Origin of the sequence: Pseudomonas sp. HY2-MNA-CIBAN-0224 (assembly GCF_040310285.1) — a bacterium.
GTDB classification, from domain to species: domain Bacteria; phylum Pseudomonadota; class Gammaproteobacteria; order Pseudomonadales; family Pseudomonadaceae; genus Aquipseudomonas; species Aquipseudomonas helleri.
The window spans coordinates 238,402-252,558 of record NZ_JBEOPQ010000002.1 but is presented as its reverse complement, the minus strand read 5'-3'; the positions used below and the strand labels follow the sequence as shown (position 1 = coordinate 252,558).

At 58.1% G+C, this 14,157-nt stretch carries 14 protein-coding genes; 7 read left to right on the top strand and 7 right to left on the bottom strand.

The window, feature by feature from the left end; all coding sequences use genetic code 11:
• Window positions 1–106: 106 nt before the first annotated feature.
• The 3 genes from AAEZ03_RS03075 to AAEZ03_RS03065 all read right to left on the bottom strand — a co-directional run bounded on the left by AAEZ03_RS03075 (window position 107) and on the right by AAEZ03_RS03065 (window position 2,817).
• The gene (locus tag AAEZ03_RS03075; RefSeq protein ID WP_350575933.1) at window positions 107–1,057 is read right to left on the bottom strand and encodes a FecR family protein; all 951 of its coding nucleotides are present in this window, start codon (window positions 1,055–1,057) and stop codon (window positions 107–109) included.
• The gene (locus AAEZ03_RS03070) at window positions 1,054–1,593 is read right to left on the bottom strand and encodes an RNA polymerase sigma factor (RefSeq protein WP_350575930.1); all 540 of its coding nucleotides are present in this window, start codon (window positions 1,591–1,593) and stop codon (window positions 1,054–1,056) included. The genes AAEZ03_RS03075 and AAEZ03_RS03070 overlap by 4 nt, the downstream gene beginning before the upstream one ends.
• A 198-nt stretch (window positions 1,594–1,791) precedes the next feature.
• Window positions 1,792–2,817 carry a DUF4917 family protein gene (locus tag AAEZ03_RS03065; RefSeq protein ID WP_350575928.1) on the bottom strand — a complete coding sequence of 342 codons (1,026 nt, stop codon included), beginning with the start codon at window positions 2,815–2,817 and terminating at the stop codon, window positions 1,792–1,794.
• Between the two features lie 146 nt (window positions 2,818–2,963).
• On the opposite strand from AAEZ03_RS03065, the gene yiaY reads away from it, so the two are divergent.
• Window positions 2,964–4,112: an L-threonine dehydrogenase gene (yiaY, locus tag AAEZ03_RS03060; protein ID WP_048391502.1), complete on the top strand. Its 1,149-nt coding sequence runs from the start codon at window positions 2,964–2,966 to the stop codon at window positions 4,110–4,112.
• 184 nt (window positions 4,113–4,296) lie between these two features.
• Here the strand turns inward: yiaY and AAEZ03_RS03055 are convergent, their stop codons facing one another.
• A complete protein-coding gene (locus tag AAEZ03_RS03055; RefSeq protein WP_048391500.1) occupies window positions 4,297–5,820 on the bottom strand; it encodes a fumarate hydratase in 1,524 nt (507 codons plus the stop codon).
• Between the two features lie 306 nt (window positions 5,821–6,126).
• On the opposite strand from AAEZ03_RS03055, the gene AAEZ03_RS03050 reads away from it, so the two are divergent.
• Window positions 6,127–7,065 (top strand): iron-sulfur-binding ferredoxin reductase, encoded by a 939-nt coding sequence (locus tag AAEZ03_RS03050; protein WP_350575924.1) that lies wholly within the window; start codon window positions 6,127–6,129, stop codon window positions 7,063–7,065.
• A gap of 151 nt (window positions 7,066–7,216) precedes the next feature.
• Here AAEZ03_RS03050 and pyk read toward each other — a convergent pair whose 3' ends face one another.
• A complete protein-coding gene (gene pyk, locus AAEZ03_RS03045) occupies window positions 7,217–8,668 on the bottom strand; it encodes a pyruvate kinase (RefSeq protein ID WP_281852643.1) in 1,452 nt (483 codons plus the stop codon).
• A 154-nt stretch (window positions 8,669–8,822) separates the two neighbouring features.
• Between pyk and AAEZ03_RS03040 the strand changes: the two genes are divergently transcribed.
• The 3 genes from AAEZ03_RS03040 to sbcB all read left to right on the top strand — a co-directional run bounded on the left by AAEZ03_RS03040 (window position 8,823) and on the right by sbcB (window position 11,329).
• Window positions 8,823–9,197, top strand: coding sequence for a tetratricopeptide repeat protein (locus tag AAEZ03_RS03040; RefSeq protein WP_350575921.1), 375 nt, complete (start codon window positions 8,823–8,825; stop codon window positions 9,195–9,197).
• Between the two features lie 215 nt (window positions 9,198–9,412).
• Window positions 9,413–9,772: a PilZ domain-containing protein gene (locus AAEZ03_RS03035; protein WP_123749911.1), complete on the top strand. Its 360-nt coding sequence runs from the start codon at window positions 9,413–9,415 to the stop codon at window positions 9,770–9,772.
• A gap of 105 nt (window positions 9,773–9,877) precedes the next feature.
• The gene (sbcB, locus tag AAEZ03_RS03030) at window positions 9,878–11,329 is read left to right on the top strand and encodes an exodeoxyribonuclease I (RefSeq protein WP_350575917.1); all 1,452 of its coding nucleotides are present in this window, start codon (window positions 9,878–9,880) and stop codon (window positions 11,327–11,329) included.
• Window positions 11,330–11,405: 76 nt separating this feature from the next.
• Here sbcB and mvaT read toward each other — a convergent pair whose 3' ends face one another.
• Complete coding sequence (gene mvaT / locus AAEZ03_RS03025) at window positions 11,406–11,783, bottom strand: histone-like nucleoid-structuring protein MvaT (RefSeq protein ID WP_048370601.1); 378 nt, start codon at window positions 11,781–11,783, stop codon at window positions 11,406–11,408.
• Between the two features lie 348 nt (window positions 11,784–12,131).
• Between mvaT and purU the strand changes: the two genes are divergently transcribed.
• Entirely contained in the window at window positions 12,132–12,980 is an 849-nt protein-coding gene (gene purU, locus AAEZ03_RS03020) for a formyltetrahydrofolate deformylase (RefSeq protein WP_048370599.1), read from the top strand.
• A gap of 135 nt (window positions 12,981–13,115) precedes the next feature.
• The gene (locus AAEZ03_RS03015) at window positions 13,116–13,289 is read left to right on the top strand and encodes a hypothetical protein (RefSeq protein ID WP_173430627.1); all 174 of its coding nucleotides are present in this window, start codon (window positions 13,116–13,118) and stop codon (window positions 13,287–13,289) included.
• Between the two features lie 13 nt (window positions 13,290–13,302).
• Here AAEZ03_RS03015 and AAEZ03_RS29235 read toward each other — a convergent pair whose 3' ends face one another.
• Window positions 13,303–14,067, bottom strand: a complete 765-nt coding sequence (locus AAEZ03_RS29235) for a methyl-accepting chemotaxis protein (RefSeq protein WP_410174167.1) — start codon at window positions 14,065–14,067, stop codon at window positions 13,303–13,305.
• Window positions 14,068–14,157 lie beyond the last annotated feature (90 nt).

The following is a 14,157-nucleotide window of genomic DNA, read 5'->3' as shown; positions in this document are numbered from 1 at the left end:
GGCAACAAAGGCCAAAAAAGGCGTGCGTTAGCAACGCAGACCGGAGGAAGACGCGGCAGGCATGAAAAACCACATATGCGAATGCAAAATATTCGCAGTTGTTTTTTTAGCGCGGCTCAATGCGGATTTTTCCGCTGTCCAGCAGCACGGTTTTCACCGGGATCAGGGCGGGCAGGGCTTTGACCAGCGCAAGTGGGTCGGCGGTATTGAGGTTGCCCGAGACTTTGTAGTGTTCGAGTGGCCCGCTCGCCAATTCAATGACCCCAGGGCGATACAGATCCAGTTCATCCACCAGGCTGGCCAGCTCGCGATTGCGAAAGGACAAGTGGCCACTGCGCCAATTGCCCACTTCATTGGCATTCAACGTGTGCGTTTGCAGAGTGCCTTTGGCGTAGTCATAGGTGGCTTGTTGTTGAGCGCCGAGCAAGGTCGAGGTCTTGGCATCGGGCATAAACGCCACCTGGCCATGGGCAACGCTGACTTCCAGTTGGCGCTGGCTGCGGCGTACATCAAAACCGGTGCCCACCACTTTGATCTGCGCGTCACCGGCATGCACCACCAGCGGATGCTCTTTGTTGGGCGCCACGTCGATGTAGAGCTGGCCTTGTTCCAGGTAAATGTTGCGCACCTGAGCGGTGAAATCGATTCGCAACTGGGTATTTGCGTTGACGTTCAGCGTGCTGCCGTCGGGTAGCAGCAGGGTTTTTGCCCCTTCGCGGTACGTGGCCACTGGCTGCTGATAAAGCGCAACGGGCGCACCGAGGTTGAGGGCGAAGAGGGCACATACAATCGCGGCCGCCGTGGCCACGGCAAAGCCGAAGCCTTTGCGTGGGTTTTTTTTAACGGGCAACGGCACGGGTTTGTTCAGGCGTTCAAGTTCACCCAGGTCGGCCCACAAGGCTTCGAATTCGGCGTAGGCCCGGGCATGCGCCGGGACCGCGTGCCAAGTGCTGAACGCGGGGTCTGCCGGGACGTTGTGCGCGTCACGGTTACGGGTAAACCACAGGGCGGCTTGCGCGTCGATGCTGTCGGTGTCGCTTGTGTGAAAAGGGCTCATTTTGGCTGTTCCTTGCCGCTATCCCGGTGTAAATGCTGCTTGCAGTGCAACAAGGCAAAGGCAATGTGTTTTTCCACCATGCTGACGGAGATCCCCATGCGTTCGGCTATCTGTGCCTGACTCAAGCCTTCAAAGCGGTGCAGCATAAGGGCTTCGCGGCGTCTGGGCGAGAGTTCGGCGAGTACGCTTTTGAGTTGCTCAAGGCGTTGCAGGCGCTGGGCAGCGGCCATGGGCTCATCCCTCTCGTCGCTTAAAGGCTCGGTTGCCGGTTGCAGGTGCTCGCTGTGTGCCTCATGGCGAACCTGCTGACGGCGCCAGTGATCGCGCAGCAGGTTGCGCGCCACCTGAAACAGAAACGCCCGCGGTTGCTCGACCTTGGCCCGGTCCTGGTAACCCAGCCATTGCGTGAACACATCTTGAGTCATGTCAGCGGCATCGCTGGCGTTGTCGGTACGCTTGCGCAGGAAGTGCAGAATTTGCGTATAGAACTCGCGAAAGGATTCGGCCGCCAGCGGGTCGGGTTTGAGGCGAGACATGTACATCCCTGTAGGAAAACGATGCAATAAGACGCGAATGGTATCGAGAATTATTGCTATTTGTCTCGTTTTTTAAATACCGCACACTCTGTAGCCGCTGCCGCAGGCTGCGATAAGGGCCGAAGGACCTTCGTGCTGGGTGAAAAAACAGGGCCGCTGCGCAGCCCATCGCAGCCTGCGGCAGCGGCTACAGGGAACTCAGTGTTCCACCGGGACTGAATGCTTGCTGGAGCCCAGCGGGTGAGTTTTTGAATTATAGAAACGCAATGTCAGCTTTTTGTCGGCAAATAGCGCCGCGTAGTGGTTTTTCTGGAAGCGGATAAACGCTTCGCTGCGCGGGTAGATCGAGATACACAGGGTTTTCAGCGGTGCCTGGCGCAGGGCGTTGATCAGGTGCTGGTCTTGCTCGCTCAAGCTGTGGCCAAAGAGGCACAGCGCGTCTTTGTGGGTCATCAGTTGTTCGTGGCAAAAGCTCAGGTAGTCGCAGTAGCGAATGGATTTGCGCTTGTCATCACTGCTGCCTTCGCTGACAAACAGCGGCACATCATCCAGGGCGCTGATCGAATGGTTGACTGCAAAGCTGCTGAGTAAGGTGGCTTCATCTGCGTTGAGTTTGCGTGCCTTGCCTTCCTGGTTTTTTACCAGGTGCATGGCGCCGTGCAGGTACAGCACCCGCGTGGCTTTGCCTTTGCCCAGGGCGTTGCCCAACTCAAAGGTGGCGCTTGGGGTGTCGAACAGGTCATTGAATTGCTTGGGCGCCTGCATCACCGCCCACGGGGTGAGTAGGTCGTAGTTGGAGCAGTACACGGTGGCGTAGCGAGCCAGTTCCTGCTGCCAGCAGCGCAAGGTGTCGGCCTGCATCAAGCGCCACGGGATGTGCACATCCTGGGTGCAGTTGATCAGGGCTTCCTTGATCGCGTAATAGCGTTTGCGCGGCGAGGCCGAGCTGATCGCCAGCGCTTTGTTGACCTTGCTCGCGGTTTTCAGGGCACTGAGCACGTGTTCGAAGTTGCGCGTGCCCAAGGCGTCAAACACGCTGAGTTCGGTCTGGCTCAGGGGCTTTTCGCTGACGCTTTTGGCTTTTTCAAACAATGAGTCGTAATAAAAGTCATGCCACACGGCCATGCTCGCGCCGTTACCCAGCAGCAACCCGCTGCAAGGCTGGCTGGCGCTGAGCGTGTTCCAGTCTTCTAGTTCGGCATCAAATTCCTGGAAGGGGGTCATGTCTATTGGTGTCTCGATACTGGGGCGGTGCGGGACTTTATCACGCCCAACCGTTGAGCCAAGTCAACATCTGCGCCATTTGATTGGAGGAAGCTACCCGCACCGACAACAAGCGTTGCGGGCAGTGCCCGCGCTGAGGACTCTCGATGACCAGCACCTTTTTCATCCCTGCGGTAAACATCATGGGCAACGGCTGTCTAGACGAAGCCATGGCCGCGATTCGCAATTATGGTTTTCGCAAGGCGTTGATTGTTACGGACGCGGGGTTGGCCAAGGCCGGGGTGGCGACGTTGATTGCTGAAAAGCTGGCGTTGCAGGACGTGCAATCGGTGATTTTTGACGGGGCCAAGCCCAACCCGAGCATTGCTAACGTCGAAGCCGGTTTGAAAGTCCTCAAGGAGCACGCGTGTGATTTCGTGGTGTCACTGGGCGGCGGCTCGCCCCATGACTGCGCCAAGGGCATTGCCCTGTGCGCCACCAACGGTGGGCATATCCGTGACTATGAGGGCGTCGATCAGTCGGCCAAGCCGCAATTGCCGCTGGTGTCGATCAACACCACGGCCGGTACGGCCAGTGAGATGACGCGTTTTTGCATCATTACCGATGAAGAGCGCCACGTAAAAATGGCCATCGTCGACCGTAACGTGACCCCGCTGTTGTCGGTCAATGACCCTGAATTGATGGTGGCGATGCCTAAAGGTCTGACTGCCGCCACTGGCATGGATGCCTTGACCCACGCCATTGAAGCCTATGTGTCGACGGCGGCCACGCCGATTACCGATGCCTGTGCGATCAAGGCCATGGAGTTGATCAGCCAGAACCTGCGTCAGGCGGTGCGTGACGGCAAAGACCTGGTAGCGCGTGAAAACATGGCGTATGCGCAGTTCCTGGCGGGCATGGCGTTCAACAACGCGTCGTTGGGTTTTGTGCATGCCATGGCGCACCAGTTGGGCGGTTACTACGACCTGCCGCACGGTGTGTGCAACGCCGTGTTGCTGCCCCACGTGCAAACCTTTAACGCCAATGTCTGTGCGCAGCGCCTGACGGATGTGGCCCACGCGCTGGGCGCCGACGTGCGCGGTCTGAGCCCGGAAGAGGGCGCGCAGGCGGCCATTGCGGCGATTCGTACCTTGGCCAAGGACGTAGAAATCCCGGCAGGCCTTCGTGACCTGGGCGCTAAACTGGATGACATCCCGGTCCTGGCCACCAATGCGCTGAAAGATGCGTGCGGCTTCACTAACCCGCGCAAGGCTGATCAGGCGCAGATTGAAGAGATCTTCCGTAACGCGTTCTAAGCGCAGGGCAGGTTTGGACTGTTGAAAACCTGTGGGAGCGGGCTTGCTCGCGATGGCATCGCCGCAGTTCATCAGGCAAACCGTATCGCTTGAATCGCGAGCAAGCCCGCTCCCACAAGGAGCCGCGCATAAAAAAACGGCCGGGTTATTCACCCGGCCGTTTTTGTGTCTGGCGTGGACGTGCTTATTGCACTTCTACGGCCAGGCTGTCGTGGATCTTTTGTTGCCAGATCGCCGGGCCGGTGATGTGCACCGACTCGCCTTTGCTGTCGACTGCCACGGTCACTGGCATGTCTTTAACGTCGAACTCGTAGATCGCTTCCATGCCCAGTTCGGCAAACGCCACCACGCGCGATTTTTTGATCGCCTGGGCAACCAGGTAGGCTGCACCGCCCACGGCCATCAGGTACACGGCTTTGTGTTCCTTGATCGCTTCGATGGCAGTCGGGCCGCGCTCGGATTTACCGATCATGCCCAGCAGGCCGGTTTGATCGAGGATCTGGCGGGTAAATTTGTCCATCCGCGTAGCGGTCGTCGGGCCTGCCGGGCCAACCACTTCGTCGCCTACCGGATCAACCGGGCCAACGTAGTAGATGAAGCGGCCTTTGAGGTCGACCGGCAAGGTTTCACCCTTGTTGAGCATTTCGACCATGCGCTTGTGCGCCGCGTCGCGACCGGTGAGCATTTTGCCGTTGAGCAATACGGTTTCGCCCGGCTTCCAGCTTTGTACATCTTCCGGGGTCAGGGTGTCGAGGTTGACACGGCGGGCCGACGGGCCGGCTTCCCAGACGATTTCCGGGTAGGCGTCGAGCGGCGGCGCTTCGAGTTCGGCAGGGCCGGAACCGTCGAGCACGAAGTGTGCGTGGCGGGTGGCCGCGCAGTTCGGGATCATGCACACCGGCAGGGAAGCGGCGTGGGTCGGGTAGTCCATGATTTTAACGTCGAGCACGGTGGTCAGACCGCCCAGACCCTGGGCGCCGATGCCCAACTGGTTGACCTTCTCGAACAGCTCGATACGCATCTCTTCGATACGGTTGCTCGGGCCGCGCTTGATCAGGTCATGAATGTCGATGGACTCCATCAACACTTCTTTGGCCATCACTGCCGCCTTTTCAGCCGTGCCGCCGATGCCGATGCCGAGCATGCCCGGTGGGCACCAGCCCGCGCCCATGGTCGGAACGGTCTTGAGCACCCAGTCAACGATCGAGTCGGACGGGTTGAGCATGGCCATTTTCGACTTGTTCTCGGAACCGCCGCCCTTGGCCGCCACGTCCACTTCCACGGTGTTGCCCGGGACGATGGAGTAGTGGATGACCGCCGGGGTGTTGTCCTTGGTGTTGCGGCGAGCACCGGCCGGGTCGGCCAGGATGGAGGCACGCAGGACGTTTTCTGGCAGGTTGTAAGCGCGACGCACGCCTTCGTTGATCATGTCGTCCAGGCTCATGGTGGCGCCGGTCCAGCGCACATCCATGCCCACACGCACGAACACGGTGACGATGCCGGTGTCCTGGCAAATCGGGCGGTGGCCGGTGGCACACATGCGCGAGTTGATCAGGATTTGCGCCATCGAGTCACGGGCCGCTGGCGACTCTTCGCGCAGGTAGGCTTCGTGCATGGACTGAATGAAGTCAACGGGGTGGTAGTAAGAAATGAATTGCAGGGCGTCAGCAACGCTCTGGATCAGATCGTCTTGCTTGATCACGGTCATGGGTCGCGCTCCTCTATAAGACGGGAACATTCAATCAATAAGGTGTTTGCGACCTGGGTGTTTCGGTCTGTCGTAAACAACTTGAGAGATGTACCGGGCACGCATGACCGGTACAAAAAAGGCGCGGCAGTATAACCCGCCCCTGTCTTTGTTACACCTGAGCAGGCAAAACTTGTAGCCGCTGCCGAAGGCTGCGATAAGGGCCGCAGGACCTTCGCTTTTCGGGGGCTGGGCGCACTGAGGTGGGTCAAGCGACTCGCCCGGCCCTAGCGGGCTATAAGACTAATTACCCACAGGAGGCCAGAAGTGCCCGAGTTACACGTCGCTGACAAACGCTGGTCAGTTGCTGATGGCTGCAATTTGCTGGATGCCTTGAATCAGGCGGGCGTGTCTGTGCCTTACAGTTGCCGGGCGGGCAGTTGCCATGCCTGTCTGGTGCGTTGTGTACAGGGTGAGCCCCATGACCTCAAGCCTGAGGCGCTGAGCCGTGCGCAGCGCGAGCAGGGCTGGCGCCTGGCGTGCCAGTGCCAGGTGAGCGCTGACCTGCATATAGAAGCCTTCGACCCGCAACGCGACGGCCTGCCCGCCGAGGTGGCGGCAGTCGACTGGCTCAGCACCACGGTGTTGCGCCTGCGCTTGGTGGCGCAGCGCCCTGTGCGTTATCGGGCGGGGCAGCATGTGGTGCTGTGGACGTCCGGCGGCATCGCCCGGCCTTATTCGTTGGCCAGCCTGCCTGATGAAAACCGCTTTCTGGAGTTCCATGTCGATTGCGCACACCCCGGCGAATTTGCCGATGCGGCCCGGCAGTTCAAGGTGGGTGACCCTGTGCGTTTGGGCGAGTTGCGGGGCGGGGCGTTGCGTTACGACCCGGACTGGCAAGAGCAACCGTTGTGGCTAATGGCGGCGGGTACCGGGCTGGCGCCTCTGTTTGGCGTGCTGCGCGAGGCGCTGCGCCAGGATCATCAAGGGCCGATCCGGCTGGTGCACGTGGCCCGCGATGACAGCGAGTTTTATCTCAGGGCGCAGTTGCAAGCATTGGCGGCGGAACATGCCAACCTGACGCTTGAGTGGGTGCTGCGCAGCGAGTTGGCAGACTATCTGTTGCAATTGCGTGTGGTAGCGCGGCAGACCCACGCCTTGGTCTGCGGCCATCCGGACACGGTTGAAGCGTTTGCCAAACGGCTGTTTTTGGCCGGGCTTTCGCGCAATCAACTGTTGGCCGATGCCTTTTTGACCCGCAGCTGACGTAGGCGCTCTCGAGGCGCGAAGGCTGAGATCTTTTAGGGTCAAAAGATCGCGAGGCAAGCTCGCTCCTACACAGGAACGGTGCGGGTTGTTATAAAAAAGCCCCGCCGGATTGCTCGGGCGGGGCTTTGGGTGTGGGGCCGGTTAGGGCTTACACCATTTTGTCGCCGACATGCAGGATCTTCATGCCGTTGGTGCCACCGATGGTGTGGTAGCTGTCGCCCTTGGTCAGGATGACCCAGTCACCTTTCTCTACGACGCCGCGCTTGAGCAGTTCGTCGATAGCGGCCTGGCTGACTTGTTCTGGCGGCAGTGAAGCCGGGTCGAACGGTACGGTGTAGACGCCACGGAACATGGCCGCACGGGCCTGGGTTTCGCGGTGCGGGGAGAACGCGTAGATCGGCACCGAAGAACGGATGCGCGACATGATCAACGGCGTGTAACCGCTTTCAGTCAGGGCGATGATCGCTTTAACACCAGGGAAGTGGTTGGCGGTGTACATGGCCGCCAGCGCGATGCTCTGGTCGCAGCTTTCGAAGGTCTTGCCGATGCGGTGGCTGGAGGTTTTGCTGGTCGGGTGCTTTTCAGCACCGGCGCAAATACGCGCCATGGCCTGCACGGCTTCCAGTGGGTAAGCACCGGCAGCACTTTCGGCCGACAACATCACGGCGTCGGTGTAGTCGAGAACGGCGTTGGCAACGTCGGACACTTCGGCGCGCGTTGGCATCGGGTTCTGGATCATCGACTCCATCATCTGGGTCGCCACGATCACCGCCTTGTTGTGGCGACGTGCGTGCAGGATGATTTTTTTCTGGATACCCACCAGCTCGGCGTCGCCGATTTCAACGCCCAGGTCGCCACGGGCAACCATGACCGCGTCACTGGCTTTGATCAGTGCGTCGAGGGTTTCGTCGTCGGCCACGGCTTCAGCGCGTTCGATTTTAGCCACCAGCCAGGCGGTACCGCCGGCTTCGTCACGCAGTTGACGGGCGTATTCCATGTCAGCGGCGTCACGCGGGAACGACACGGCGAGGTAGTCGACTTCCATTTCGGCAGCCAGCTTGATGTCAGCCTTGTCTTTTTCAGTCAGCGCAGGGGCGGTCAGGCCACCACCACGGCGGTTGATGCCTTTGTGGTCCGACAGCGGGCCGCCGATCAATACCACGCAGTGCAGGGCGTCTGCAGTGGCGGTTTCAACGCGCATGACCACGCGACCGTCATCGAGCAGCAGTTCGTCACCGACGCCGCAGTCCTTGACCAGATCCGGGTAATCGATGCCAACAACGTCTTGGGTACCTTCGGTCAGCGGGTGGCTGGTGGAGAAGGTGAAACGATCACCGATTTTCAGTTCGATGCGTTTGTTGGCGAATTTGGCGATACGGATTTTCGGGCCTTGCAGGTCACCCAGCAACGCGACGAAACGGCCGTGCTTGGCGGCGATGTCACGCACCAGCTTGGCGCGAGCCTTGTGCTCATCGGGAGTGCCGTGGGAAAAGTTCAAGCGGGCGACGTCCAGGCCAGCGAGGATCAGCTGTTCAAGCATCTCCGGGGAATTGCTGGCAGGGCCAAGTGTGGCAACGATTTTAGTTCGACGAACGGACATGCAAAGACTCCTGAGTTCAAGCGCTGCCAAAGGCTACTATGGTCTTTGGCTGTAGTCATTGTTCCTCTGCACTACTTTCGACTTAAGTTGTGGTGCACAGGCTATGAAGAATTTGGCGCAGGGGTCGATACACTGTTGAGAACAGGAGATGCCCATGCGCTTTTTACTTATTTTAGTGGCAGTCGGCTGTGTTGCTGGCTGTACCCGCTGGTCAATGAACCATCATTTGAACAATGCCTACCGGGCGTATGACCGCGGTAATTGTGAAGCGGTGATGCTTGAGCTGTCAGAAGTAGACCGTGACAGCCGCAGCCGTCCTTATATCTGGCCACAAACGGCAATGTTGCGCGGGCTGTGTCTTGAGCGTACAAAGTTTTACCTGGATGCCGCCCAGACCTATCAATACATCATCAACGAGTTCCCGAAGAGCGAGTACGCCTATCGGGCCAAGGCTCGGATCGAAACACTGCGTATTCTCAAGTTCATTCCTGGCCCCAGTCAGGCTCAAGCCCTGCCGGCGAAGATCTGAGGCGTGTTGAGTGTTGAGTGCGTGCCACAGGGCCATAACCCCTGCGTGCCGGGATCTTGGCGGCAATTGATGGCGCATGGCTATCACTCGATTATTTATTGACTATGCTTTACCTGAATCGGTACGCAGCACCGTAAGACTCAGTGCCTGGTCGGCAGCCCTTTGGTGTGCGGCCTTCCGGGCAGTTACCCCGGGCCTTTACAAGTGAATCCAATATGGTTACTGAGCGTCGCATCCAGCGTCACGAATTGACATCTTTCCTGAAGGTCTTCAATCGCTTCACGGACAAGCCCATGGGGTATTTGGGCAATGCCTCCGAGGGCGGTCTGGTGTTGATCAGCCACTTGCCTCTGCTGGTCGAGGCCGACTTTCAGCTGCGCTTCAAGCTGCCCGGCAGTGATGGCCAGGTGCACTTGATCGACCTTGTTGCCCGATGCCTGTGGTGCCGGGAAGATGTCACGCCCAACGTCTATGACTCCGGTTTTATCCTTTATCAGCCGCCTGAGGAGTACCTCGCGCTGATCGACGACTTGCACCACTATTTCAGCTTTCACCCCAGACAAGCCTCTGCCTGACGGGCTGGCGCAGGCAAGACCAGCGGCTTGACCTGATGGCTTCGGGCTGGTCTTGCCTGGCGTTGAACGCCTAGACTGAGCGGGAATACTGCTCAGGAACACCCCGTGACTTCCATTTTTTGGTACGACTACGAAACCACCGGCATCAATCCGCGCAATGATCGTGCGGTGCAGGTTGCCGGGATCCGCACCGACTTTGCGCTCAATGAGATAGACCAGCCGCTCAATCTGTATTGCCAGCCCAGCGACGATATCCTGCCGCACCCCATGGCTTGCCTGGTCACCGGCATTACGCCGGGCGTTCTGGAAGACAAAGGCCTGGGCGAAGCCGAGTTCATGACCCGCACCCATGCGCAATTGGCGCAGCCAGGCACTTGCGGGGCGGGCTATAACACCTTGCGTTTTGATGACGAAGTCACGCGATACAGTCTGTACCGCAACTTCTTCGATCCTTACGCGCGTGAATGGCAAGGCGGCAACAGTCGTTGGGACTTGATTGATGTTGTGCGTGCGGCGTATGCGCTACGCCCTGAAGGCATTGTGTGGCCCGAAGAAGACGGGCGGGTGACGCTCAAGCTTGAGCGTTTGACGGCCGCCAACGGCATTGATCACGGCCAGGCACACGATGCGCTGTCCGATGTGCGTGCAACCATCGCATTGGCGCGTCTGATCCGTGAAAAACAACCGAAACTGTATGACTGGTTATTTCAATTACGAACTAAACAGCGGGTGCTGGATCAAGTTCGATTGTTGCAACCCATGGTGCATATCTCAGGGCGTTTTTCGGCGGCGCGGCATTATATCGGTGTGGTTTTACCCTTGGCCTGGCATCCCAAAAACCGTAATGCATTGATTGTCTATGACCTGCATTTTGATCCGCAGCCTTTAATGGACCTGGAGGCTGAATCGCTTCGTGCACTGCTTTATACGCGGCGCGAAGAATTAGCCGAAGGTCAATTACCCATTGGACTTAAGCTGATTCACGTTAATCGTTGTCCGGTCGTCGCCCCGTTAACTGTTGTGCGTGCACAGGACCAGCAGCGTTTGCAGTTGGACATGGCGGATTATCAAGCACGTGCCCGGGTGCTGACAGAGGCTCAGGAAGTTTGGCAGCAAAAGTTAAATGTTATTTATGCCCGTGAAGACTTCACTCCCAGTGAGGACCCGGAGCAGCAACTGTATGACGGTTTTCTCGGTGACCGCGACCGCCGGTTGTGTGAGCAAGTACGCTTAAGTGATCCGGAACAGTTGGGTAAAGATACGTGGCCTTTTGATGACGAACGGTTGCCTGAATTATTATTCCGTTACCGCGCGCGAAACTTTCCAGCGACCTTGAGTGAGCAAGAACATGAGCGTTGGCAATTGTTTTGCCAACAGCGTTTGACGGATCCGGCCTTTGGCGCGCCGTTGACCCTGAGCCAGTTTAACGAGGCCGTAGAAGGCCTGGCACGCAGCGCAACACCTGCGCAACTGAAGCTGCTGGAGCAATGGCAGCGTTACGCCCAGGACGTGAGCCGGCGAGTAGGGCTGGTAACTCCGGCCACTGAAACAGACTAAATGCCGGGCAATAAAAAACGCCAGCAAGCTGGCGTTTTTATGGGTGCTGCTGAACACGCTGGGTGTTCGCAATCACTTAGCCGAGCAAAGTTGCCCAGCCTTCAACCACGTCGCTGCCCCACTTGGCTTTCCACTCTTTCAGAGTTTTGTGGTTGCCACCTTTGGTTTCAATCACTTCGCCGTTGTGCGGGTTTTTGTATTGTTTAACCTTACGGGCACGTTTGGTGCCGGTGGTTTTAACAACACCACGTGGCGCTTTGCTTGCTTTGGCTTCTGGGTCCAGCAGCGCGATGATGTCACGCAGCGATTTTTGGTATTCGCCCATCAGCGTACGCAGTTTGCCTTCAAATTCCAGCTCGGTTTGAAGTTTGTCGTCTTCCGACAGGTTCTTCAGGCGAGCTTGCAGTTCTTTGATGGCTTCTTCTGTAGCGCGGTATTCGTTGATCAAGGACATGAGGCTTACCTTATGCTGAAGTGGTGACAGGGAGACAGTGGCGCAATAATAGTCAGACAGTTTCAGCAAGTAAATATCCAATGTCAGATTAATTTAAATTTTTATTCATTAACTTTTGTCTGTCTGCACTATGTAGCCGGTTAAATAGGTCGATACCCAGGCTTAATCAAAGTCATTAATAAATAGTATCAACGGATCGATAAATTCAATGCAGGCCACGGCGCTGTTGGCGCCGACGCTTTTGCACCGCGACCCCGTGGCACAGGCAATAAGGCTCAACGAATACTGTAGTTTTGCTGCGCACTCGCTAGAATGGCGGCCTTAGTAAAGTTTTGGAGTTTTCCCCTCATGCGCACTTTTCGGTTGGTGATCGCCTGCCCCGACGGCGTCGGCATTGTCGCCAAGGTCAGTAATTTCCTGGCTTCCCACAATGGCTGGATCACTGAAGCGAGCCACCACTCGGACGACCAAAGCGGTTGGTTCTTTATGCGTCACGAAATTCGTGCCGACTCTTTGCCGTTTGGCATTGAGGCGTTTCGCGAGGCATTTGCCCCGATCGCTGAAGAGTTTTCGATGCAGTGGCGTATTACCGATACAGCGCAGAAAAAACGCGTGGTATTGATGGCCAGCCGTGAATCTCACTGCCTGGCAGACTTGCTGCACCGCTGGCACAGCGATGAGCTGGACTGCGATATTTCGTGCGTTATCTCTAACCACAATGACTTGCGCAGCATGGTGGAGTGGCACGGTATTCCGTTTTATCACGTGCCGGTTGACCCGAAAGACAAGCAGCCGGCGTTTGCCGAAGTCTCGCGTCTGGTCAAACACCACGAGGCTGAAGTTGTAGTATTGGCGCGTTACATGCAAATTCTGCCGCCCGACCTGTGCAGCGAATACGCCGGTCAAGTCATCAACATCCACCACAGCTTCTTGCCGTCTTTCGTGGGTGCCAAGCCTTATCACCAAGCGTCCATGCGCGGTGTGAAGCTGATCGGCGCGACGTGCCATTACGTCACCGAAGAGCTGGACGCAGGTCCGATCATCGAGCAAGACGTGGTTCGTGTCAGCCACAGTGACAGCATTGAAGACATGGTGCGTTTCGGCCGTGACGTCGAGAAGATGGTGCTGGCCCGTGGCCTGCGTTATCACCTGGAAGACCGCGTTCTGGTGCACGGCAACAAAACCGTCGTGTTTTGATGCGAGAAGGTTTTTGTGGGAGCGGGCTTGCTCGCGATAGTGTCTGCCCGGTGCGTCTGACAAACCGAGTCGTTTGCATCGCGAGCAAGCCCGCTCCCACGGATTTTCTACAGATTGGACGCTGGAGGATTCGCCATGACTGATCCACTCGACAAGGCTACCTCCAGCGCGCCCGCCACGGTGGGTGAGGGCTGTTTGAGTCGTTACGACCCGGACGCCCTCAGCCCCGAGGATGGCACTGATTTTCCTGACGCCGCCAGGCTGTGGGAGCAACTACAGCAAGACGCTGAAGCAGATCCCAAGCCGTAAGGCCAGACAGTGCTTAGATACGGAAACTACCCACCAATTGCTTGAGGCGAGCGGCCTGTTGTTCGAGGTCAGTGCAGGCGCGCAAGGTGGATTGCAGGTTTTCAATCCCTTCCTGATTCAGTGTATTGATCTCGGTAATGTCCATGTTGATCGACTCAACCACCGAGGTTTGCTCTTCGGTTGCGGTCGCCACGGACTGGTTCATGCCGTCAATCTCACCAATACGTTCGGTCACGCTGACCAGCCGCTCACCGGCCAGGTTGGCGATTTCGACGCTGTCTTCGCTGTGGCGCTGGCTTTCATCCATGGTGCTGACCGAGGCGCGGGCGCTGACTTGTAGCTCTTCGATCATTGCCTGCACTTGCTGCGCTGACTCTTGAGTGCGGTGTGCCAGGTTGCGCACCTCATCGGCCACCACGGCAAAGCCGCGCCCGGCTTCTCCGGCACGGGCCGCTTCAATGGCGGCGTTAAGGGCCAGCAGGTTGGTTTGCTGCGAGATGCTGGTGATCACTTCGAGGATCTGCCCAATGTTCACGGTCTTGCCGTTGAGCGACTCGATATGGCCACTGGACGTGCCGAGCATTTGCGACAGTTGCTGCATGGAGCTGATGCTGCGCTCAACCACTTGCTGGCCTTCGGTCGCCAGGCCGCGGGCGTCGCTGGCCTGTTGTGAGGCCTGGGCGGCGTTACGGGCGATCTCTTGGGCGGCAGCACCCAGTTCGTTGATGGCGGCGGCAACACTGTTGGTGCGGCTGGCCTGCTCGTCGGAGTTGAGCATTGACGAGTTGGAGGCGCTGACCACGCGCAGGGCCACTTCGTTAACCTGCGCGGTGGCAGATGACACTTCGCGCATGGAGGTGTGAATGCG